Genomic DNA, 16,442 nt, shown 5'->3' on the forward strand with positions numbered 1-16,442 from the left:
GATCGACATGAGGAAGGTGTCCTTCAGTGGTGAACCCGGGCGTCGAGTGTGCGGGGTTCGACGGGAGGTGTGTGGCCGAGGGGCCGGTGCGCGGTGCCCGCGAGCGCGTGATCGACGCGGAAGGCGGACGACCGGGCGACGACGCCGGCGTTCAGAAGCGCGGGGTCGTCGGAGCGAGGGTCGCTGTTAGCGGCACATTCGACAACACATGACAACGCGGCCGGGCATCATCATGCCGGCAGTCCCGTTCGCCTCCCGGGCGGACAGAGAAAGCGCGTTGACAGTCATGGGGGTGATTATGACCTACCGGGTCGGATCACGTCAAATCATGACGCCCCGAGAATGTGGCATCCTGCTGTGTTTGCCGGAACAGGCTGAGCGTTCAGCGAGCACAATGCTCTCCCGACGCCGTGGGCGACGGAGCGGCGTACGGTGATGTTCCATGACCGATCTCCGTTTCGCCGACGACCGGGCCGCCTCGCGGTACACGCTGCACGACGGCGACGACCTGGTGTCCGTGCTGGACTACCGAGACGACGGACGCACGATCGCCCTCACGCGCGCCTTCACCATTCCGACCTTCCGTGGGAAGGGCTACGCCGCGGTCGTCGTGGAGCGGGCCGTGGATGCGATCGAGAGCGCGGGCGATCGCGAGATCCTGCCCGTGTGCTGGTACGTGGGGGAGTGGTTCCAGGCCCACCCCGAACGGGCCGGGCTGCTGCACGCCCGATCCTGAGCGCGTCCGGTACCCACGCCCCCGGAGTCCGTCAACCCCCGCCGTCATGCGGCGGGTCGGCGGGAAGCTGGAGTCGGTGAAAGGGGATGCCATGACCCACGATCGCGACCTGCCCGAAGGCGTCATCGACGCGATTCCGCCGGGAGGCTGGGAGAGCGGCGACGTCGCCGATGGCGAGACCGCCGAGCAGAACGCCCACGCGAAGGGGTCCCCGCGTCTGAACGACGCGGAGCCCTCGGACCCCATCGAGGGCGATGCCGCCAGCCAGGGCATCGACCCCGACATGAGCACGGAGGAATGACATGACCGACCACACCCGCAGCCCCGAGCCCTCGGACGGCCCCGAGGGCGGTGCCGCCGCCGCCGACTCGGTCGGTGGTGCTCTACACGAGGATCGGAAGGTCCCGCGGCCGGACGAGCAGTCCGGGCCGGCGATGGACACCCACCCCACCGACGACGCGGCGCGCATCGACGGTGTCGTCGTCCAGACGCGCGCCGACGTGGGCGACGCCCCCGAGGAGCGCATCGCCGACGTCCTGCGCCAGCGTTTCGCCGACATCGGACTCGATGTCGGCGACGACCGGATCCGCGCGCTGGCGGCCGAGGTCGCCGGCGGGTGACGCTCGGCGCGGGCGACCCGCGCATCGGCTGAGCGCCGATGTCGGAGCCCCGACGTACCGTGTCAGCATGCGGATCCTGCACACCTCGGACTGGCACATCGGACGGTCGTTCCACGGCCACTCGACACTCGACGCGCTCGCCGAGGTCCTCGATGTCCTGGTCGGACAGGTGCGCGCGTACGACGTCGACGTCGTCGTGGTCGCGGGCGACGTGTTCGACTCGGCGGCGCCGTCGGCCGCGTGCTACCCGCTGCTGACGCGCACGCTCGCGGCCCTCGCCGACGCCGGGGCGCGTGTCGTCGTCACGTCCGGCAACCACGATTCGGCCGCTCGGCTGGGTTTCCAGTCCGCCCTGCTCCGGTCCGAGATCACCGTGGTCACCGACCCGCTGTCCGTCGGCACGCCGATCACGATCGACGATGCGCACGGCCCCGTGCACTTCTACGGCATCCCGTATCTCGAACCGGCGATCGTCCGGCATCTGTGGGAGGGCGTCGAACTGCGCAGCCAGGCGCAGACAATCGGTCACGCGATGGAGCTCGTCCGCCGTGACGCCGCCGTTCGCGGCGGCCGGTCGGTGGCCGTCGCGCACTGCTTCGCCGCGGGGGTCGAGGCGACCCCCGGAGTGGAGCGAGAGATCCGGCAGGGCGGGATCGACAACGTCCCCCTGCCCGCCTTTGACGGCCCCGACTACGTCGCCCTCGGCCACATCCACGGACGTCAGCAGCTCTCCGACCGCGTGCGCTACGCGGGAGCGCCGCTGCACTACAGCTTCGGCGAGGCGAGCAAGCCGCGCGGCTCGTGGCTCGTCGACCTGGATGCCACGGGCCTGGCCGCCGTGGAGTGGCTGGCCTTGCCCGTGCCACGTCCGCTCGTCGTCCTCCGCGCACCCTTCGACGACCTGCTGAGCGATGATGCCTTCGAGGAGCACGTCGATCACTGGGTGCGCGCGGAGTACACCGACGCCACCCCGCAGTTCGACCCGATGCGGCGCCTGCAGGCCCGGTTCCCCTGGTGCGCGACGGTCGCGCACACCCCGGCCGAGCCCCGGCGCGAGGACGGTCTCGGCTACGCCCGCCGCGTGCGCGCGGCCCGTGACGAGGCCGAGATCATCGACGCTTTCCTCACGCACGTGCGCGAGGGAGAGGGAGCCTCCGAGGCCGAACGCGAGCTCATCCGCGAGGTGCTCGACTCCCGTGCGGTGACCGAGGCCCGGTCATGAAGCTGCATCGTCTCGAACTCGAGGGATTCGGTCCGTTCCTCGACCGTCAGGTCGTCGACTTCGACGCGTTCGCCGACGACGGCATCTTCCTCATCTCCGGTCGCACCGGCGCGGGCAAGTCGAGCGTGCTCGACGGTGTCTGCTACGGGCTGTACGGCGGAGTGCCCCGCTACGACGGAGCCGAACGACGGCTGCGCAGCGACCATTGCGGCCTCGACGATCCCACGAGCGTCACGGTCGAGTTCAGCGCCGACGGGCAGCGGTGGCGCGTGACGCGCTCGCCCGAATACGAACGGCCCAAACGAACCGGCACCGGCACCACGAAGGAGCCGCATCGCGCGACCCTCGAGGTGCGCGAGTCGGGAGTGTGGACGGGTGTGGCCGCGCGGCCGGTCGACGTCGCCGCGCGACTCGACGAGATCCTCGGGCTCACGCAGCAGCAGTTCCTCCAGGTCATCCTGCTGGCGCAGAACCGGTTCGCCCGGTTCCTCCTCGCCAAGAACGACGAACGCCAGGCGCTGTTGCGCACGCTCTTCGGCACGCGCTCGTTCGAGCAGTACGCCGTCGCCCTCGACGACCGCCGCAAGCGGGCCGCGGAACGTCTCTCGGCAGAGGGTGCCGAGGTCTCGACGCTCATCGACGAGGCCGAGCGCATGATCGCGGCCTTCGACGCCGCGGCGACTCCCGACGGCAGCCGAGAACCGGACTCGACCGACGGCGGCGACGGCGAGGACCCGCCGACGGGCCCCGTCGCCGGTATCGCCGAGCGCGTCGCGCGCGTGGTCCGCGGCGTCGAACGGATGGAATACCGCGTCGATGCCCTCGGGAACGAACGGGAGACGGCCACCGCGGCGCTCGACACGGCGCTCGCCGCCGAACGCGCGGCGACGGTCGTGCACGATCGGCAGGTCGAGCGTCGGAGCGCGCGCGACGAGCTCGATGTCCTCGAGTCCGATGCCGACCGCGTCGGCGTCCTCCGTGCCGAGTCCCTCGCCGCGTCGGCGGCCGAGACGCTGCGGGCGCCCCTCGACGCGGTCGACCGAGCGGAACGTGCGCGCACGCAGGCCGAAGTCCGATGGACCGAGACCGTGGCAGCCGCCGAGGTGCTCGGCGAGTCCGGGCTCGAGACCCCCGCGGCCCTCTCCGCGCGCGACGACGAGCTCACCGCGCTCCTCGCGCGTGTCGACGAGGCGCTCGTCCTCGAGGGCGATCTCGGCGCGGCCGACGCCGAGCTCGCTGCGCGGCAGCGCGCGGTCGAGAGCGCCGAGACCCGCGGTCAGGCTCTCGCGGCCCGCCGTTCCACCGCGCCGGCGGAGCGGGATGCGCTCGACGAGCGCTTGTCGACGCTCGCCGGATCGTCGGCCCGGAGGGATGCCGCGCTCGCGGAGCGGGCGGAGGTCTCGCGCCGCATCGAAGCGGCCGTCGAGGCCGAGCACATGAACGAGGAGCGCGAGAAGGCCGATCTGGCCGCGCTCGTGCGCGCCGATGACCTGCAGCGCGCCGTCGAGGCGTGGAGCTCCCTCCTGCGCCGACGACTGGCGGGCGCGGCCGGCGAACTGGCCCACTCGCTGGTCGAGGGCGAGCCCTGCCCCGTCTGCGGATCGGCGGAGCACCCGCGACCCGCCGACGGGACCGACGCTCCGGTCACCGACGCCGAGGTGTCGGCGGCCGAGGAGCGCAAGAACGCCGCCGCCGAACAGGATCGCCTGGCCTCGGACGCATCCCGTGTCGCGCGCGACGCTCACGCTCTCGCCGCCGCCCGCGCCGGCGGCGAGAGCGTCGCGGCGCTGCACGAACGGCGAAGCGTCATCGACGCCGCGCTCGCCCGCGCCGAGGCCGACGCCGCCGAGCACGACCGGCTCCTCGTCGAGCGCGCCGCCGCACTCGAGCGCGACATGGCCGACGCCGCCGAGAGCGACCGGCTCGCCCGCGAACTCGCCGACGCCCGCCAGGAGCTCGCACTGAGCCTCCAGCGGGTCGAGGCGCTCCGCGTCGAGGTCACCGAGGCGCGGGGCGCGTTCGCCACCGTGCGTGAACGTCGCCGCGACGTGGCGGCCCGCCGCGACGCCGTGCGCGCGGTGAGCGCGGCCCGCAGCGACCACGACGCGCGCGTGCGCGCCGCGGCCGACTCCCGCGCGGCCCTCGACGCCCTCCTCGCGGAGAGCGTCTTCGCCGACGAGTCCGCCGTGCGCGCCGCGCTGCGCGAACCCGGCACGCGCCGTGCCCTCGAGGAGGCGGTGAGCGAGCACGCGGCATCCCTCGCGGCCACGCGGCGGCGCCTGCTCGAACTCGAGCTGCTCCTCGTGGGGGCATCCGACGAACCGATCGATCTCGCTCCCGCCGTGGCCGCGGTCGCCGCGGCTCGCGCGGGCGTCGAGGCCGCGGCCGCCGCGCACGCCGCCGCCTCGGCCGCTGCCGTGCACGTCCGCGACCTCGCCGAGCGGGCCGACGCCCGCAGCGCCGCCGTGGCCCGGCTCTCCGACGCGCACGCGGTCATCGCGCGCCTCGCCGACACGCTGGCCGGCCGCGCCCCGAACACCCGCCGCATGACGCTCGAGACCTTCGTCCTCGCCGCCGAGCTCGAAGAGATCGTGGATGCCGCGAACCTCCGGCTCGACCACATGTCGGCCGGTCGTTACCGCCTCCAGCACACCGACGCCCTGGCGGCGCGGGGTGCAGCGAGCGGCCTCGGACTCGAGGTCATGGACGCGTTCACGGGGCAGTGCCGTCCGCCGCAGTCGCTCTCGGGTGGCGAGACCTTCCTCGCCTCCCTGGCGCTGGCCCTGGGACTGGCCGAGGTCGTCACGGCGCGGGCGGGCGGCATCCGGCTCGACACGCTGTTCATCGACGAGGGGTTCGGCTCGCTCGACGACGAGACCCTCGATCTCGCGATGCGCACGCTCGACGAGCTGCGGCAGGGCGGGCGCACGGTGGGCGTCATCAGCCACGTCGCGTCGATGAAGGACCAGCTGCCGGCACAGGTGCGCGTCTCGGCCACGCCGCGCGGGCCGAGCATCATCCGTCAGGACGCGGCGACGGTGGGCGCTTTCGCAGGCGCGTCCTCGTAGGCTGAGAGCATGCGCACGAACACCCTCTGGACCGTTCTCGGTGTCATCGCCGCCGTGGTCATCGCGTGGTTCCTGGTCAACGTGCTGCTGTCGCTCGTGGGCTTCGTCTTCAAGGTGCTGCTCGTCGCGATCGTGGCCGTCGTGGTCTTCTTCGTGCTGCGGGCCGTGTTCTCCCGGCGCGACGTCGACTGACCCGGAACGTGGGGTCGGCCCGGCGCGCGGTCGGCTCGGCCCGAGTGCGCAAGCCCGGCCGAGGTGTCCCCGGCCGGGAGTAGCCTGATCGCCGATGCCAGAAGAACGCACGTCCCCGCACCCGCCCACACGAGACATCGAGCTCTCGTCCCGCCACCGCTGGCGTGCCTACTGGATCGCGGTCTCCGTCGCCGCGCTGACGATCCTCGACCTCACGAAGGTCAACGTCGCCCTGCCCTCGATCGAGGCCGCCCTGAACGCGGGCCCCACCGAGCTGCAGCTGGTGGTGTCGGGCTATATCTTGACCTTCGGACTCGTGCTCGTGCCCGCCGGTCGGTTGGGCGATCTGCGCTCGCGCCGGGTGCTGTTCCTGGTCGGTCTGTCGCTGTTCCTCGTCACGAGCCTCGCGTGCGCGCTGGCGCCGAACACCACGATGCTGCTGACGGCGCGACTGCTGCAGGGGGTGGCCGCCGGCATCCAGATGCCGCAGGTGCTCGGTCTCGTGCAGCAGCTGTTCCAGGGCAAGGAGCGCGGTCGGGCGTTCGGCCTGTTCGGCGCGACCATCGGTATCGCCACGGCCCTCGGCCCGACGCTGGGGGGTCTGCTCATCGCCCTCGGCGGTCCGACCGACGGCTGGCGGCTCATCTTCTGGATCAACGTCCCCCTCGTCGCGATCGTGATCGTCCTGGCGGCGTGGCTGCTCCCCGACACCCGCACGAAGTCGCACCGTGCCCTCGACCTCGACCCGGTCGGGGTGGTGTTCTTCGCCCTGACGATCGTGGCGCTCATGTGGCCGTTCCTCTTCACGACCGGATCGCCCGACGACGATCCCCGGCGGTGGTGGCTGTTGGTGGCCTCGGTCGTCTTCGCGGCCGCGTTCGTCTTCTGGGAACGCCGCTACGCCGATCGCGGTCGGATGCCGTTGATGCCCTTCTCGATCTTCTCGCTCGCGTCGTACCGGAACGGCGTGCTGATCTCGACCGCGTACTTCTCGGCGGTCCCGGCGATGTTCCTGCTGGGCACGCTGTTCCTCCAGGGCGGGTTGGGCCTCGAGCCGGTCTTCGCCGGCATGGTCACGATCGGCTTCGCCGTGGCATCCGCCTGGAGCTCGTGGATCGGCGGCAACCTCGTCGCCCGTCTCGGACGCCCGCTCGTCGTGGCCGGCATCCTCGGCATGGTCGCCACGGCCGGAGCCTTGGCCCTGGTCGCGCTGATCACGCCGCCCGAGTGGACGCCGTGGGCGATGGCGGCGGTGATGGTGGCCGGCGGGTTCGCGGGCGGACTCGTCATCTCACCGAACCAGACGCTCACGCTCGCCGACATCCCGGTCTCCAGCGGCGGCGTGGCCGGATCCGTCGGCCAGCTGGGCCAGCGGATCGGCACGGCCGTCGGCACGGCCATCGCCCTGGCCCTGTTCTATGCCACGGTCTACCGCGAGCAGGGCGACCGCGACACCCTCGTGGTGTTCCACGACGCCTACGCGACCGGCATGATCGCGGTCGGGGTGTTCCTCGGTCTCGCGCTCATCGTGGGGGTCGCCGACCTCGCGGGTCGGGCCCGCAACGGCTCTCAGACGCCGTAGAGCTCGCGGAACTTCGCCCGCAGCTCGTGGCTGCACCGCTCGACGACGTCGTCCCACAGCTCGGTCGCGCCGTCCTGAGCGCGGTCCGAGACCGCGCGGAGGATGCGGATCGGCACGTCGAACTGCTGGGCGACCCAGGCGAGCGCGTACGACTCCATGTCGACCATGCGGGCATCGAGACCGCGGATGAGCGCCACGGCGTCGGCGTCGTCCACGAAGTGGTCGCCCGTGGCGATGACGACGCCCTCGGCGGCGATGTCCACTCGGGCGGGCAGGTACACGTGCTCGCCGAACGTCCCGTCCAGGCCCTTCACGTCGTGCTGGATCGTGGCGGAGATGTCATAGATGCCGCCCTCGAGCTCGGGGTCGATGGCACCGGCGGTGCCGATGACGACGATCTCGTCGTACAGGCCCTCGCACAGGGCCCGCGTCAGCGCGTAGGCCGCCGGGATTTTGCCGACGCCGGTGAGCAGCCGGTCGAAGCCGGGGATGTCGGGCTCGAAAGCGACGAATTCGGACGCGTGGGCGGCGACGAGGAGCTTCACCCCCTCATTCTCCCCGACGGCGGGGCCGCGCGATGCCGCACGACCCCGCCGGGGCTCCTCAGCCCTGTGCGGGGCGGGACGCGGCGTCGACCCGCGTGAGGTCGTCGGGGGAGAGGTCGAGCGACATGCTCGAGACCAGATCGGCGACCTGCTCGACCTTCGACGCACTCGCGAGGGGCGCGGCCACGGTGGGCTGGGCGCGCAGCCACGCGAGCGCCGTCGTGGCGATGGACGCTCCGTGCGCGCGCCCGATGTCCTCGAGCGTTTCGATCAGCGCCAGCCCCGCCGGCGTCGCGAGCTTCGCGGCGCCGCTCGCGCGGGGCGAATCGCCCGCGGCATCCGTGGTCCGATACTTGCCCGTGAGGAATCCGCTGGCCAGCGCGTAGTACGGAACGAGCGAGAGGCCGAACTCCTCGGCGACGGGGACGATCTCGCTCTCGACGGCGGTGCGATGGACCAGGTTGTAGTGCGGCTGGATCGCCACGGGCAGGTCGGCGCCGGCGGCCTCGGCGAGCGAGATCCACTCGCGGATGCGCGCGGCGCTGTAGTTGGAGACCGCGACGTAGCGCACGAGCCCGTCCGCGACGAGGTCGGCGAAAGCGCCCACGGTCTCTTCCAGCGGCGTCTCAGGGTCGTCGAAGTGCGCGTAGTACAGGTCGATCGCGTCGACACCCAGTCGCGTCAGCGACGCCTCGGCCGCGGCGCGCACGTTCGCCGCCGACAGGCCGCGGAACTCCGGGTGCGTGCTGACCTTGGTCGCCACGACGACGTTTCCGGGCTTCCGGCTCGCGAGCCATTCGCCGATGATCGTCTCGCTCTCGCCGCCGGAGTTGCCCGGCACCCACGCGCTGTAGCCGTCGGCGGTGTCGATGAAGTCGCCCCCGCCGGCGTGGAAGGCATCGAGCACGGCGAAGGAGGTGTCGCGGTCGGCGGTCCAGCCGAACACGTTGCCGCCCAGGGAGAGGGGACGGATGTCGAGGTCGCTGCGTCCGATGCGCGTCATGATGCCCTTTCGTTCGGTGATCGATGCCTTCAGGACAACGACGCCGACCGTCGGGAATTCCCGTCGCGGGTCAGTTTCCGGAGCCTCCGGACAGGATGCCGATGAGCCCACTGCCCAGCATCCACAGGCCCACCGCCGACACCGCGATCCAGATGAAGACCGTTCCGCGCGGATACTTGCGGGGCTTGTCGCCCTGGCCGTCCTCGGGGGTGCTCACGAGCGCACCATCATCACGATCGACACGATGATCACGGCGAGGCCTCCGATTCCGGCGATGGCGGCGATCACGGGGCCGCCGCCCGCGAGGAGCGCGGCGATGCCGAGCCCGAGGAACAGCACGCCGACGACGACCCCGCCCACTTGGTAGACGCGGTACCGCCGACTGATGCCGGTGCCGTGTTCGCCGCTCACTCGTGCCCCTCCTGCCCCCAGGGTAGCGAACCGTCGGGCGGTCGCGTGCCGCCGCCCTTGCGCCCGCCCCGGCCCTCGACCCCGACCGGTCCGGTGCGGCGTAGCGTGGGGGCATGTCGCGCCCCGTTCCCGACCCCGTTCGTCCCGGCCAGGAGTCCGTGTGGGACTACCCCCGTCCGCCCCGCGTCGAGCCGGTCGCGAAACGCGTGCAGATCGACTTCGGCGGCATCCGGATCGCCGACACCGACGACGTCGTGCGCGTGCTCGAGACGAGCCACCCGCCGGTGTACTACCTGCCGATCTCTGCTTTCGGAGACGCGCTGACGCTCGGTCAGGGGGCATCCTTCTGCGAGTTCAAGGGCGGAGCTCGCTACTTCGACGTGCACGGCGGCGAGGGGGCGCTCGCCGAGCGCGCGGCCTGGAACTACCCGAACCCGATGCCCGGATTCGAGGTGCTCGCCGACCGTGTCGCGGTGTACGCCGCCGCCATGGACCGGTGCGTCGTGGCGGGCGAGACGGTGCAACCGCAGCCCGGCGGGTTCTACGGCGGGTGGGTCACGGCAGACCTCGCGGGGCCGTTCAAGGGCGTCCCCGGCTCGATGGGCTGGTGACCTCAGTCGCGGGTGAACGCCTGCGGGACGGCCGCGTGCAGGTCCGCCAGCCACGCGTGGGCGTTCCCGTCCGACGGCGCGCGCCAATCGCCGCGCGGTGACAGCGATCCCGCGGGGGACACCTTCGGACCGTTCGGGATCGCGGTCCGCTTGAACTGGGCGAAACCGAAGAAGCGCTGCAGGAAGACGTCCATCCACCGCGCCACGGTGACGAGGTCGTACGCCGGCCGTTCCCCCTCGGGGTAGCCCGGCGGCCAGGCCCCGGCATCCGGGTCCTCCCAGGCCTTCGCGGCGAGGAACGCGATCTTCGACGGCCGGAATCCGAAACGCAGCACGTGGTACAGCGTGAAGTCGTGCAGGTTGTACGGACCGATCCGGTCTTCGGTCGACTGCATCCGTCCGTCTTGGCCCGCCGGCACGAGCTCGGGGCTGATCTCGGTGTCGAGCACCGCCTGGAGCACCTCGACGGTGGCGGCGCTGAGCTCGCCCGACGAGATGACCCACCGGATGACGTGCTGGATCAGGGTCTTGGGGACGCCGGGGTTCACCGAGTAGTGGCTCATCTGGTCGCCCACGCCGTAGGTCGACCAGCCGAGCGCGATCTCGGACAGGTCGCCGGTGCCGACGACGATGCCGCCGTTCTGGTTCGCCAGGCGGAACAGGTAGTCGGTGCGCAGGCCCGCCTGGACGTTCTCGAACGTCACGTCGTGCACGGGTTCGCCGGAGGCGAAGGGGTGGCCCATGCGCGAGAGCATCTCGGATGCCGCGGGCCGGATGTCGATCTCTTCGATCGTCGCTCCGATGGCCTCGGCGAGGGCGATCGCGTTGCGCTTGGTCTTCTCGCTCGTGGCGAAGCCCGGCAGGGTGTAGGCGAGGATGTCGCTGCGGGGACGCCCCATGCGGTCCATCGCCCGGGCGATGACGAGCAGAGCGTGCGTGGAGTCGAGGCCGCCGCTCACACCGAGCACGGGCCGGGGCCGCCCGATCGCCTCGAGGCGCTGCACGAGCCCCGAGACCTGGATGTTGAACGCCTCGTAGCAGTCCTGTGCGAGACGCGCGGGGTCGTCCGGAACGAAGGGGAACCGGTCGAGGGGGCGACGGAGCCCCAGGTCGGTGGCGGGTGGCGCGAACTCGAACGACACGGTCCGGAACGGTGTGCCGGCGGTGCGGCGGTTGTCGTCGAACGTCCCCTGGCGGAGGCGGTCCTGGCGCAGCCGGTCGAGGTCGACGTCGGCGACGCTGCGTCGCGGCCCGTCCGGGAAGCGCTCGGTCGTGGCGAGCAGCTGCCCGCCTTCGTAGATCATCGTCTGGCCGTCCCAGGACAGGTCGTTGGTCGACTCGCCCTGACCGGCGGCGGCGTACACGTACGCGGCGAGGCAGCGCATCGACTGCGACTGCGACAGCAGGGTGCGGTCGTCGGCACGTCCGATCGTGATGGGGCTGCCCGACAGGTTCGCCAGCACGGTGGCGCCGGCCAGGGCCGCCGCGGACGAGGGCGGGATCGGCACCCACACGTCTTCGCAGACCTCGGCGTGCAGGGTGAGTCCGGGGACGTCGACGGCGTCGAACAGCAGGTCGGGCCCGAACGGCACCGTGGCACCGGCCACGGTGATGTGCTGGCCCGTCTGGTCGTCGCCGCGGGCGTACCAGCGGCTCTCGTAGAACTCCCGGTAGGTGGGTAGGTACGACTTCGGGGCCACGCCGAGGATGCGACCGCGGTGGACGACCACGGCGCAGTTGAAGAGCCGGTTGCGGTGCCGGAGCGGCGCCCCGACCAGCAGGACGGGCAACAGCTCGGCGGATGCGGCGACGATCCGCGCGACGGCCGCCTCGACGGCATCCAGCAGCGGGTCCTGCATCACGAGGTCGTCGATCGCGTACCCCGTCAGACAGAGTTCGGGGAAGACGGCCACGGCCACGCCGTCGACGTCGCACTCGCGCGCGGCGACCAGCACCGCGTCCGCGTTGGTGTCGGGATCGGCCACGGCGACGGGGATGGTGCACGCGGACACGCGCGCGAAGCCGTGCCGGTACAGGCTCTCGAACGGCAGCTCGGTGATCACGCCCCCAGTCTGGCAGGTCGTTCCGACACCGCGGCGGGGAGCGGGGGCCCGCTGCACGCTGTGGACGCCGCACCGGCGATGTCGGCGGTCCCGATTAGCGTTGACCACCATGCGGTACATCGAGCAAGAGGCCCGGATCGTCTGGAGCGCCAGCGACCTCAAAGCGGCAGCCGAGTGCGAGTTCGCCTGGCTGCGGGCGATCGACGCGAAGATCGGCCGCATCGCTGCCGTGCCCGACCCCGAGGATGCCACCCTCGAGCGCGCCGCGGCACTGGGGACCGCGCACGAACTGCGCGTGCTCGAGGACTACCGTCGGCGCCTCGGTCCGGCCGTCCGCGAGATCCCGGCTGCCCGATCCTCCGACGCGGCTGCGCTTGCCGAGGCGGTGCGCCTCACCGGCGAGGCGCTGGCCGATCCCGCGGCCGAGGTCGTGTACCAGGCCGCCTTCGCGACCGACGAGTTCGTGGGGTTCGCCGACTTCCTCGTCCGCGAACCGGCGTCCGATGACGCTGGCCCGCGGCCGTGGATCGTGCAGGACACCAAGCTCGCCCGCCGCGCCCGCGTCACGGCCCTCATGCAGTTGGCCGCTTATGTCGACCAGCTCGATCGGCTCGGGGTGGCGCGGTCCGACGAGGTGCAGCTGCTCCTGGGCGACGGCGGTACGAGCACCCATCGAGTCGACGACCTGATGCCCGTCTTCGCGCTGCGCCGTGCGCGCCTGCGCGCCCTCATCGCCGACCGGCGGGTCGAGCTCGGCATCGACGGGGAGATCGTGCCGTGGGGAGATCCCCGCGGCGATCTCGCCGTGATCGCGTGCGGCCGGTGCGCGACGTGCGAGATCGAGGTCGTCGCCCACCGCGACCTGCTCCTCGTCGCCGGCATGCGGCCTGTCCAGCGCGATCGTCTGCGCGCCGGCGGGATCCACACGATCGACGCCCTCGCCGCGGCTGTGGCCGCACCCCCGGCGATGAGCGCCGACACGTTCGCCTCCCTGCGGACGCAGGCCCGGTTGCAGCTCGAGAGCCCGGCGGGCGACGGGGCGGCGGCGGAGCACGTCGTTCCGACGTTCGAGGTGGTCGCGCCCAAGGCGCTCGGCGTCCTTCCCCGTCCTGACCACGGCGACCTGTTCTTCGACTTCGAGGGCGATCCGCTCTACACCGAGGGCGACCGCGCGCACTGGGGCATCGACTACCTCTTCGGCTGGGTCGACACCCGAGAGCGCTACGGCGCGCTGTGGGCCCACACCTTCGACGAGGAACGCGCCGCCCTCGAACGCTTCCTCGACTTCGTGGCGGTGCGGCGCGAGCAGTTCCCCGAGATGCACATCTACCACTACGCGCCGTACGAGCCCACGCATCTGCTGACGATGGCGGCGCGCTACGGCGTCCGCGAGGCGGACGTCGACCGGCTGCTGCGCGACGGCGTCTTCGTCGATCTCTACCCCGTGGTGCGACGTGCGTTGCGCGTCGGCTCGCGCTCGTACTCGATCAAGAAGCTCGAGCCGCTGTACATGGGCGACGAGGTGCGCACGAGCGACGTCCAGCGCGGCGACGATTCGATCGTGAAGTACGTCGAGGCCCGGGCGCTCGCCGCCGACGGAGAAGCCGAAGCCGCGCAGCGCGTGCTCGACGACCTCGCCGACTACAACCGCTACGACTGCGTCTCGACGCGGCGCTTGCGCGACTGGCTCGTCGAGCGCGCTCGCGAGGGCGGTGCGATGCCCGCGCGCGGAGCCGAGCCCGACGAGCAGGCCTACGAGCCGTCGCCCCGGGCGACCGCACTGCAGCGGTGGGCGACGGATGCCGCCGAGCCCGACGCGACCGCGCTCCGGCTCGCGGCGGCTGCGATCGACTACTACCCGCGCGAAGAGAAGACCTACTGGGCCACGCACTTCCTGCGTCTGCGCGAGCCCGTGTCGATCTGGGAGGACACGCGCGACGTCGTCGTCGTGGATGCCGCCCGGTCTCGGGTCGTGACGGACTGGCACATCTCCGAGTCGGGTCGGGGCGCCGAGCGCCGACTGGTCGAGGTGCGCGGCGAGGTCGCCCCGGGCAGCCGACTCGGCGTCGATGCGGAGCCGTTCGCGGTCTACGACCTCCCCGCCCCCTTCCCGCTCGAGGCCCGCCCGCGCTGGATCCACGGGGCGCGTCGGGTCACGGTGCGCGACGTCCTCGACGACGGGGCCGTCATCGAAGAGGTCGCCGTGGACGGCGTCACGTGGGACACGCTTCCCCTGGCCCTGACCCCGCCGGCGCCGCCGCGCGCCGGGAACCAGCAGAAGGCGATCGACGCGTGGGCCGACGAGGTGCTCGCCGCGGCACCGGCGTTGCCGGACGGTCCAGCCGCCGACATCCTTCGCCGTCATCCGCCGCGGACGCTCTCGGGGTCGCTGGCCCCGGTGACTGCAGTGGACGGTGGTCCGGGCGACGACGAGATCACTGCGATCGCCCGGACGGTGGCAGAACTCGACCGCAGCTACCTGGCGGTGCAGGGCCCGCCGGGAACCGGCAAGACCTACGTCGGCTCGCATGTCATCGCCCGGCTGGTCGCCGAGCGCGGGTACCGCGTAGGGGTCGTGGCGCAGTCGCACGCGACCGTCGAGCACATGCTCGAACGGGTGATCGCGGCCGGCGTGCCCGCCTCGCGCGTGGGCAAGGCCCCGAAAGACGCCGGCGCAGCGCACGCCTTCACCGTGCTGCCCAAGAACGGCGTCCCCGCCTTCGCCGCCGAGAACGCCGCGCACGGATTCGTTGTCGGAGGAACGGCGTGGGACTTCAGCCACGAGGGGCGCATTCCCCGCGGCAGCCTCGATCTGCTCGTCATCGACGAGGCGGGCCAGTTCTCCCTCGCCTCGACGATCGCGGTGTCGCTGTCCTCCCCGCGGCTGTTGCTGCTCGGCGATCCGCAGCAGTTGCCGCAAGTGAGCCAGGGCACCCACCCCGAGCCGGTGGACACTTCCGCCCTCGGCTGGGTCATCGACGGTGCCGAAGTCGTCCCGCCCGAGTTCGGCTACTTCCTCGCGCGGACCCGCCGCATGCATCCGGCGGTCGCCGGACCGGTCTCGCGTCTGTCGTACGAGGGGCGGCTCGCCGCGCATCCCTCGACGGCGCTGCGCGAGCTCGAGGGCGTCGAGCCGGGCCTGCACGCCATCCCCGTCCGCCACAGCGGCAACGCCACGTCGTCGCCCGAGGAGGCCGCGGCGGTGGTCGAGCTGGTCGCCGATCTGGTCGGCCGCACGTGGACCGGTGCCGAGGGCGGCGTCGGCGACACCGCGGTCGTGGCGCCGCCGCGTCCCCTCCGAGCCGACGACATCATCGTCATCACGCCGTACAACGCGCAGCAGGTCGCCGTCGAGGAAGCGCTCGCCGCGGCGGGCTTCGCGGACGTGCCCGTGGGAACCGTCGACCGCTTCCAGGGCAAGGAGGCGGTGGTGGCGATCCTCACGCTCGCGGCCTCCTCCGGACGCGAGGCGCCCCGGGGCCTGGAGTTCCTGTTGTTGCGCAACCGCATCAACGTCGCGATCTCGCGGGCGATGCAGACCGCCTACGTGGTCTCTTCGCCGTCGCTGCTCGACGATCTCCCGCGCACGCCCGAGGGCGTCGCCCGTCTCAGTGGGTTCGCACGCCTGATCGCCGACGCCCGCTGAGCCGCGCGAGGGCCTCGCGACACCTCACGAATCCGGGATCACCGCGCCCGGCACGCCCCGCGTCAGGCGGTGCCGTACAGGCGGTCTCCGGCGTCGCCGAGGCCGGGCACGATGTAGCCCTTCTCGTTCAGCCGCTCGTCGAGCGCGCCGAGCACGAGCGTCACGTCGTGGCCCTCGACCTGCTTCTCGATCGCGGCGACGCCCTCGGGCGCGCCGAGCAGGCAGATCGCGGTGACGTCCTGCGCGCCGCGGTTGAAGAGGAACGTGATCGCCGCGCCGAGCGACCCACCCGTCGCGAGCATCGGGTCCAGCACGAAGCACTGACGATCGCTGAGGTCGTCGGGCAGACGCTCGGCATACGTGGAGGGCTGCAGGGTCTCTTCGTCGCGGAGCATCCCGAGGAAGCCGACCTCGGCCGTCGGGAGGAGCTTCACCATGCCCTCCAGCATGCCGAGGCCCGCGCGCAGGATCGGCACGACGAGGGGGCGGGGCTCGCTGATCTTGACGCCCTGCGTGAGGGTGACGGGAGTCTGGATCTCGATCGGGTCGACGCGCACGTTGCGGGTGGCCTCGTAGGCCAGCAGCGTCACGAGCTCCTCGGTGAGCTGGCGGAAGACCGGCGACGACGTCTGCCGGTCACGCAGCACCGAGAGCTTGTGGGTGATGAGGGGGTGGTCGGCGACGTGGACACGCATAGGCTCAAGGCTAGCCGGTCAACCCCGACCCTCCACCCCGTCTTTTCC

General features: G+C 72.1%; 15 protein-coding genes. 9 read left to right on the forward strand and 6 right to left on the reverse strand.

All coding sequences use genetic code 11. The features are described from left to right. The first annotated feature begins 442 nt into the window (after positions 1–442). The 7 genes from FE256_RS14930 (at position 443) to FE256_RS14960 (ending at position 7,420) form a co-directional block, all read left to right on the forward strand. Complete coding sequence (locus FE256_RS14930) at positions 443–736, forward strand: GNAT family N-acetyltransferase (protein ID WP_138177209.1); 294 nt, start codon at positions 443–445, stop codon at positions 734–736. Positions 737–827: 91 nt separating this feature from the next. Continuing rightward, positions 828–1,037 carry a hypothetical protein gene (locus FE256_RS14935; RefSeq protein ID WP_138177212.1) on the forward strand — a complete coding sequence of 70 codons (210 nt, stop codon included), beginning with the start codon at positions 828–830 and terminating at the stop codon, positions 1,035–1,037. A 1-nt stretch (position 1,038) separates the two neighbouring features. Then, a complete protein-coding gene (locus FE256_RS14940; RefSeq protein ID WP_138177215.1) occupies positions 1,039–1,356 on the forward strand; it encodes a hypothetical protein in 318 nt (105 codons plus the stop codon). Between the two features lie 67 nt (positions 1,357–1,423). Further along, positions 1,424–2,578: an exonuclease SbcCD subunit D gene (locus FE256_RS14945; RefSeq protein WP_138177218.1), complete on the forward strand. Its 1,155-nt coding sequence runs from the start codon at positions 1,424–1,426 to the stop codon at positions 2,576–2,578. Continuing rightward, entirely contained in the window at positions 2,575–5,646 is a 3,072-nt protein-coding gene (locus FE256_RS14950) for an AAA family ATPase (protein WP_138177221.1), read from the forward strand. The genes FE256_RS14945 and FE256_RS14950 overlap by 4 nt, the downstream gene beginning before the upstream one ends. 9 nt (positions 5,647–5,655) lie before the next feature. Then, positions 5,656–5,838, forward strand: a complete 183-nt coding sequence (locus tag FE256_RS14955) for a hypothetical protein (RefSeq protein ID WP_138177224.1) — start codon at positions 5,656–5,658, stop codon at positions 5,836–5,838. 94 nt (positions 5,839–5,932) lie between these two features. Continuing rightward, positions 5,933–7,420 carry an MFS transporter gene (locus tag FE256_RS14960; RefSeq protein WP_171024364.1) on the forward strand — a complete coding sequence of 496 codons (1,488 nt, stop codon included), beginning with the start codon at positions 5,933–5,935 and terminating at the stop codon, positions 7,418–7,420. Here the strand turns inward: FE256_RS14960 and FE256_RS14965 are convergent. From FE256_RS14965 to FE256_RS14975, 4 genes are all read right to left on the reverse strand, one after another. After that, positions 7,408–7,965, reverse strand: coding sequence for a phosphorylase family protein (locus tag FE256_RS14965; RefSeq protein WP_138177227.1), 558 nt, complete (start codon positions 7,963–7,965; stop codon positions 7,408–7,410). The genes FE256_RS14960 and FE256_RS14965 overlap by 13 nt on opposite strands. Before the next feature lie 58 nt (positions 7,966–8,023). After that, a complete protein-coding gene (locus FE256_RS14970; protein WP_138177230.1) occupies positions 8,024–8,968 on the reverse strand; it encodes an aldo/keto reductase in 945 nt (314 codons plus the stop codon). 70 nt (positions 8,969–9,038) lie between these two features. Continuing rightward, positions 9,039–9,185 carry a hypothetical protein gene (locus FE256_RS18255; protein WP_171024365.1) on the reverse strand — a complete coding sequence of 49 codons (147 nt, stop codon included), beginning with the start codon at positions 9,183–9,185 and terminating at the stop codon, positions 9,039–9,041. Then, positions 9,182–9,379: a hypothetical protein gene (locus FE256_RS14975; protein ID WP_138177233.1), complete on the reverse strand. Its 198-nt coding sequence runs from the start codon at positions 9,377–9,379 to the stop codon at positions 9,182–9,184. Before FE256_RS14975 ends, FE256_RS18255 begins: the two co-directional genes overlap by 4 nt. A 113-nt stretch (positions 9,380–9,492) precedes the next feature. Between FE256_RS14975 and FE256_RS14980 the strand changes: the two genes are divergently transcribed. After that, positions 9,493–9,990 carry a DUF427 domain-containing protein gene (locus FE256_RS14980; RefSeq protein ID WP_138177236.1) on the forward strand — a complete coding sequence of 166 codons (498 nt, stop codon included), beginning with the start codon at positions 9,493–9,495 and terminating at the stop codon, positions 9,988–9,990. Positions 9,991–9,992: 2 nt separating this feature from the next. Here FE256_RS14980 and FE256_RS14985 read toward each other — a convergent pair whose 3' ends face one another. Then, complete coding sequence (locus FE256_RS14985; protein WP_138177239.1) at positions 9,993–12,053, reverse strand: NAD(+) synthase; 2,061 nt, start codon at positions 12,051–12,053, stop codon at positions 9,993–9,995. Positions 12,054–12,162: 109 nt separating this feature from the next. Here FE256_RS14985 and FE256_RS14990 point away from each other — a divergent pair, with 109 nt between their 5' ends. Further along, positions 12,163–15,699 carry a TM0106 family RecB-like putative nuclease gene (locus FE256_RS14990; protein WP_138177242.1) on the forward strand — a complete coding sequence of 1,179 codons (3,537 nt, stop codon included), beginning with the start codon at positions 12,163–12,165 and terminating at the stop codon, positions 15,697–15,699. Positions 15,700–15,761: 62 nt separating this feature from the next. On the opposite strand, the gene upp is transcribed toward FE256_RS14990, so the two are convergent. Further along, the gene (gene upp, locus FE256_RS14995) at positions 15,762–16,394 is read right to left on the reverse strand and encodes a uracil phosphoribosyltransferase (RefSeq protein ID WP_138177245.1); all 633 of its coding nucleotides are present in this window, start codon (positions 16,392–16,394) and stop codon (positions 15,762–15,764) included. Positions 16,395–16,442: the final 48 nt, after the last annotated feature.

Origin of the sequence: Microbacterium sp. 5K110, from assembly GCF_005774735.1 — a bacterium.
GTDB lineage: Bacteria > Actinomycetota > Actinomycetes > Actinomycetales > Microbacteriaceae > Microbacterium.

Coding starts and splice junctions, on each gene's coding strand:
- upp (WP_138177245.1), bottom strand. CDS start 16,394: ATGCGTGTCCACGTCGCCGACCACCCCCTCATCACCCACAAGCTCTCG.
- FE256_RS14950 (WP_138177221.1), top strand. CDS start 2,575: ATGAAGCTGCATCGTCTCGAACTCGAGGGATTCGGTCCGTTCCTCGAC.
- FE256_RS14990 (WP_138177242.1), top strand. CDS start 12,163: ATGCGGTACATCGAGCAAGAGGCCCGGATCGTCTGGAGCGCCAGCGAC.
- FE256_RS14935 (WP_138177212.1), top strand. CDS start 828: ATGACCCACGATCGCGACCTGCCCGAAGGCGTCATCGACGCGATTCCG.
- FE256_RS14955 (WP_138177224.1), top strand. CDS start 5,656: ATGCGCACGAACACCCTCTGGACCGTTCTCGGTGTCATCGCCGCCGTG.
- FE256_RS14960 (WP_171024364.1), top strand. CDS start 5,933: ATGCCAGAAGAACGCACGTCCCCGCACCCGCCCACACGAGACATCGAG.
- FE256_RS14970 (WP_138177230.1), bottom strand. CDS start 8,968: ATGACGCGCATCGGACGCAGCGACCTCGACATCCGTCCCCTCTCCCTG.
- FE256_RS14930 (WP_138177209.1), top strand. CDS start 443: ATGACCGATCTCCGTTTCGCCGACGACCGGGCCGCCTCGCGGTACACG.
- FE256_RS14980 (WP_138177236.1), top strand. CDS start 9,493: ATGTCGCGCCCCGTTCCCGACCCCGTTCGTCCCGGCCAGGAGTCCGTG.
- FE256_RS14940 (WP_138177215.1), top strand. CDS start 1,039: ATGACCGACCACACCCGCAGCCCCGAGCCCTCGGACGGCCCCGAGGGC.
- FE256_RS14945 (WP_138177218.1), top strand. CDS start 1,424: ATGCGGATCCTGCACACCTCGGACTGGCACATCGGACGGTCGTTCCAC.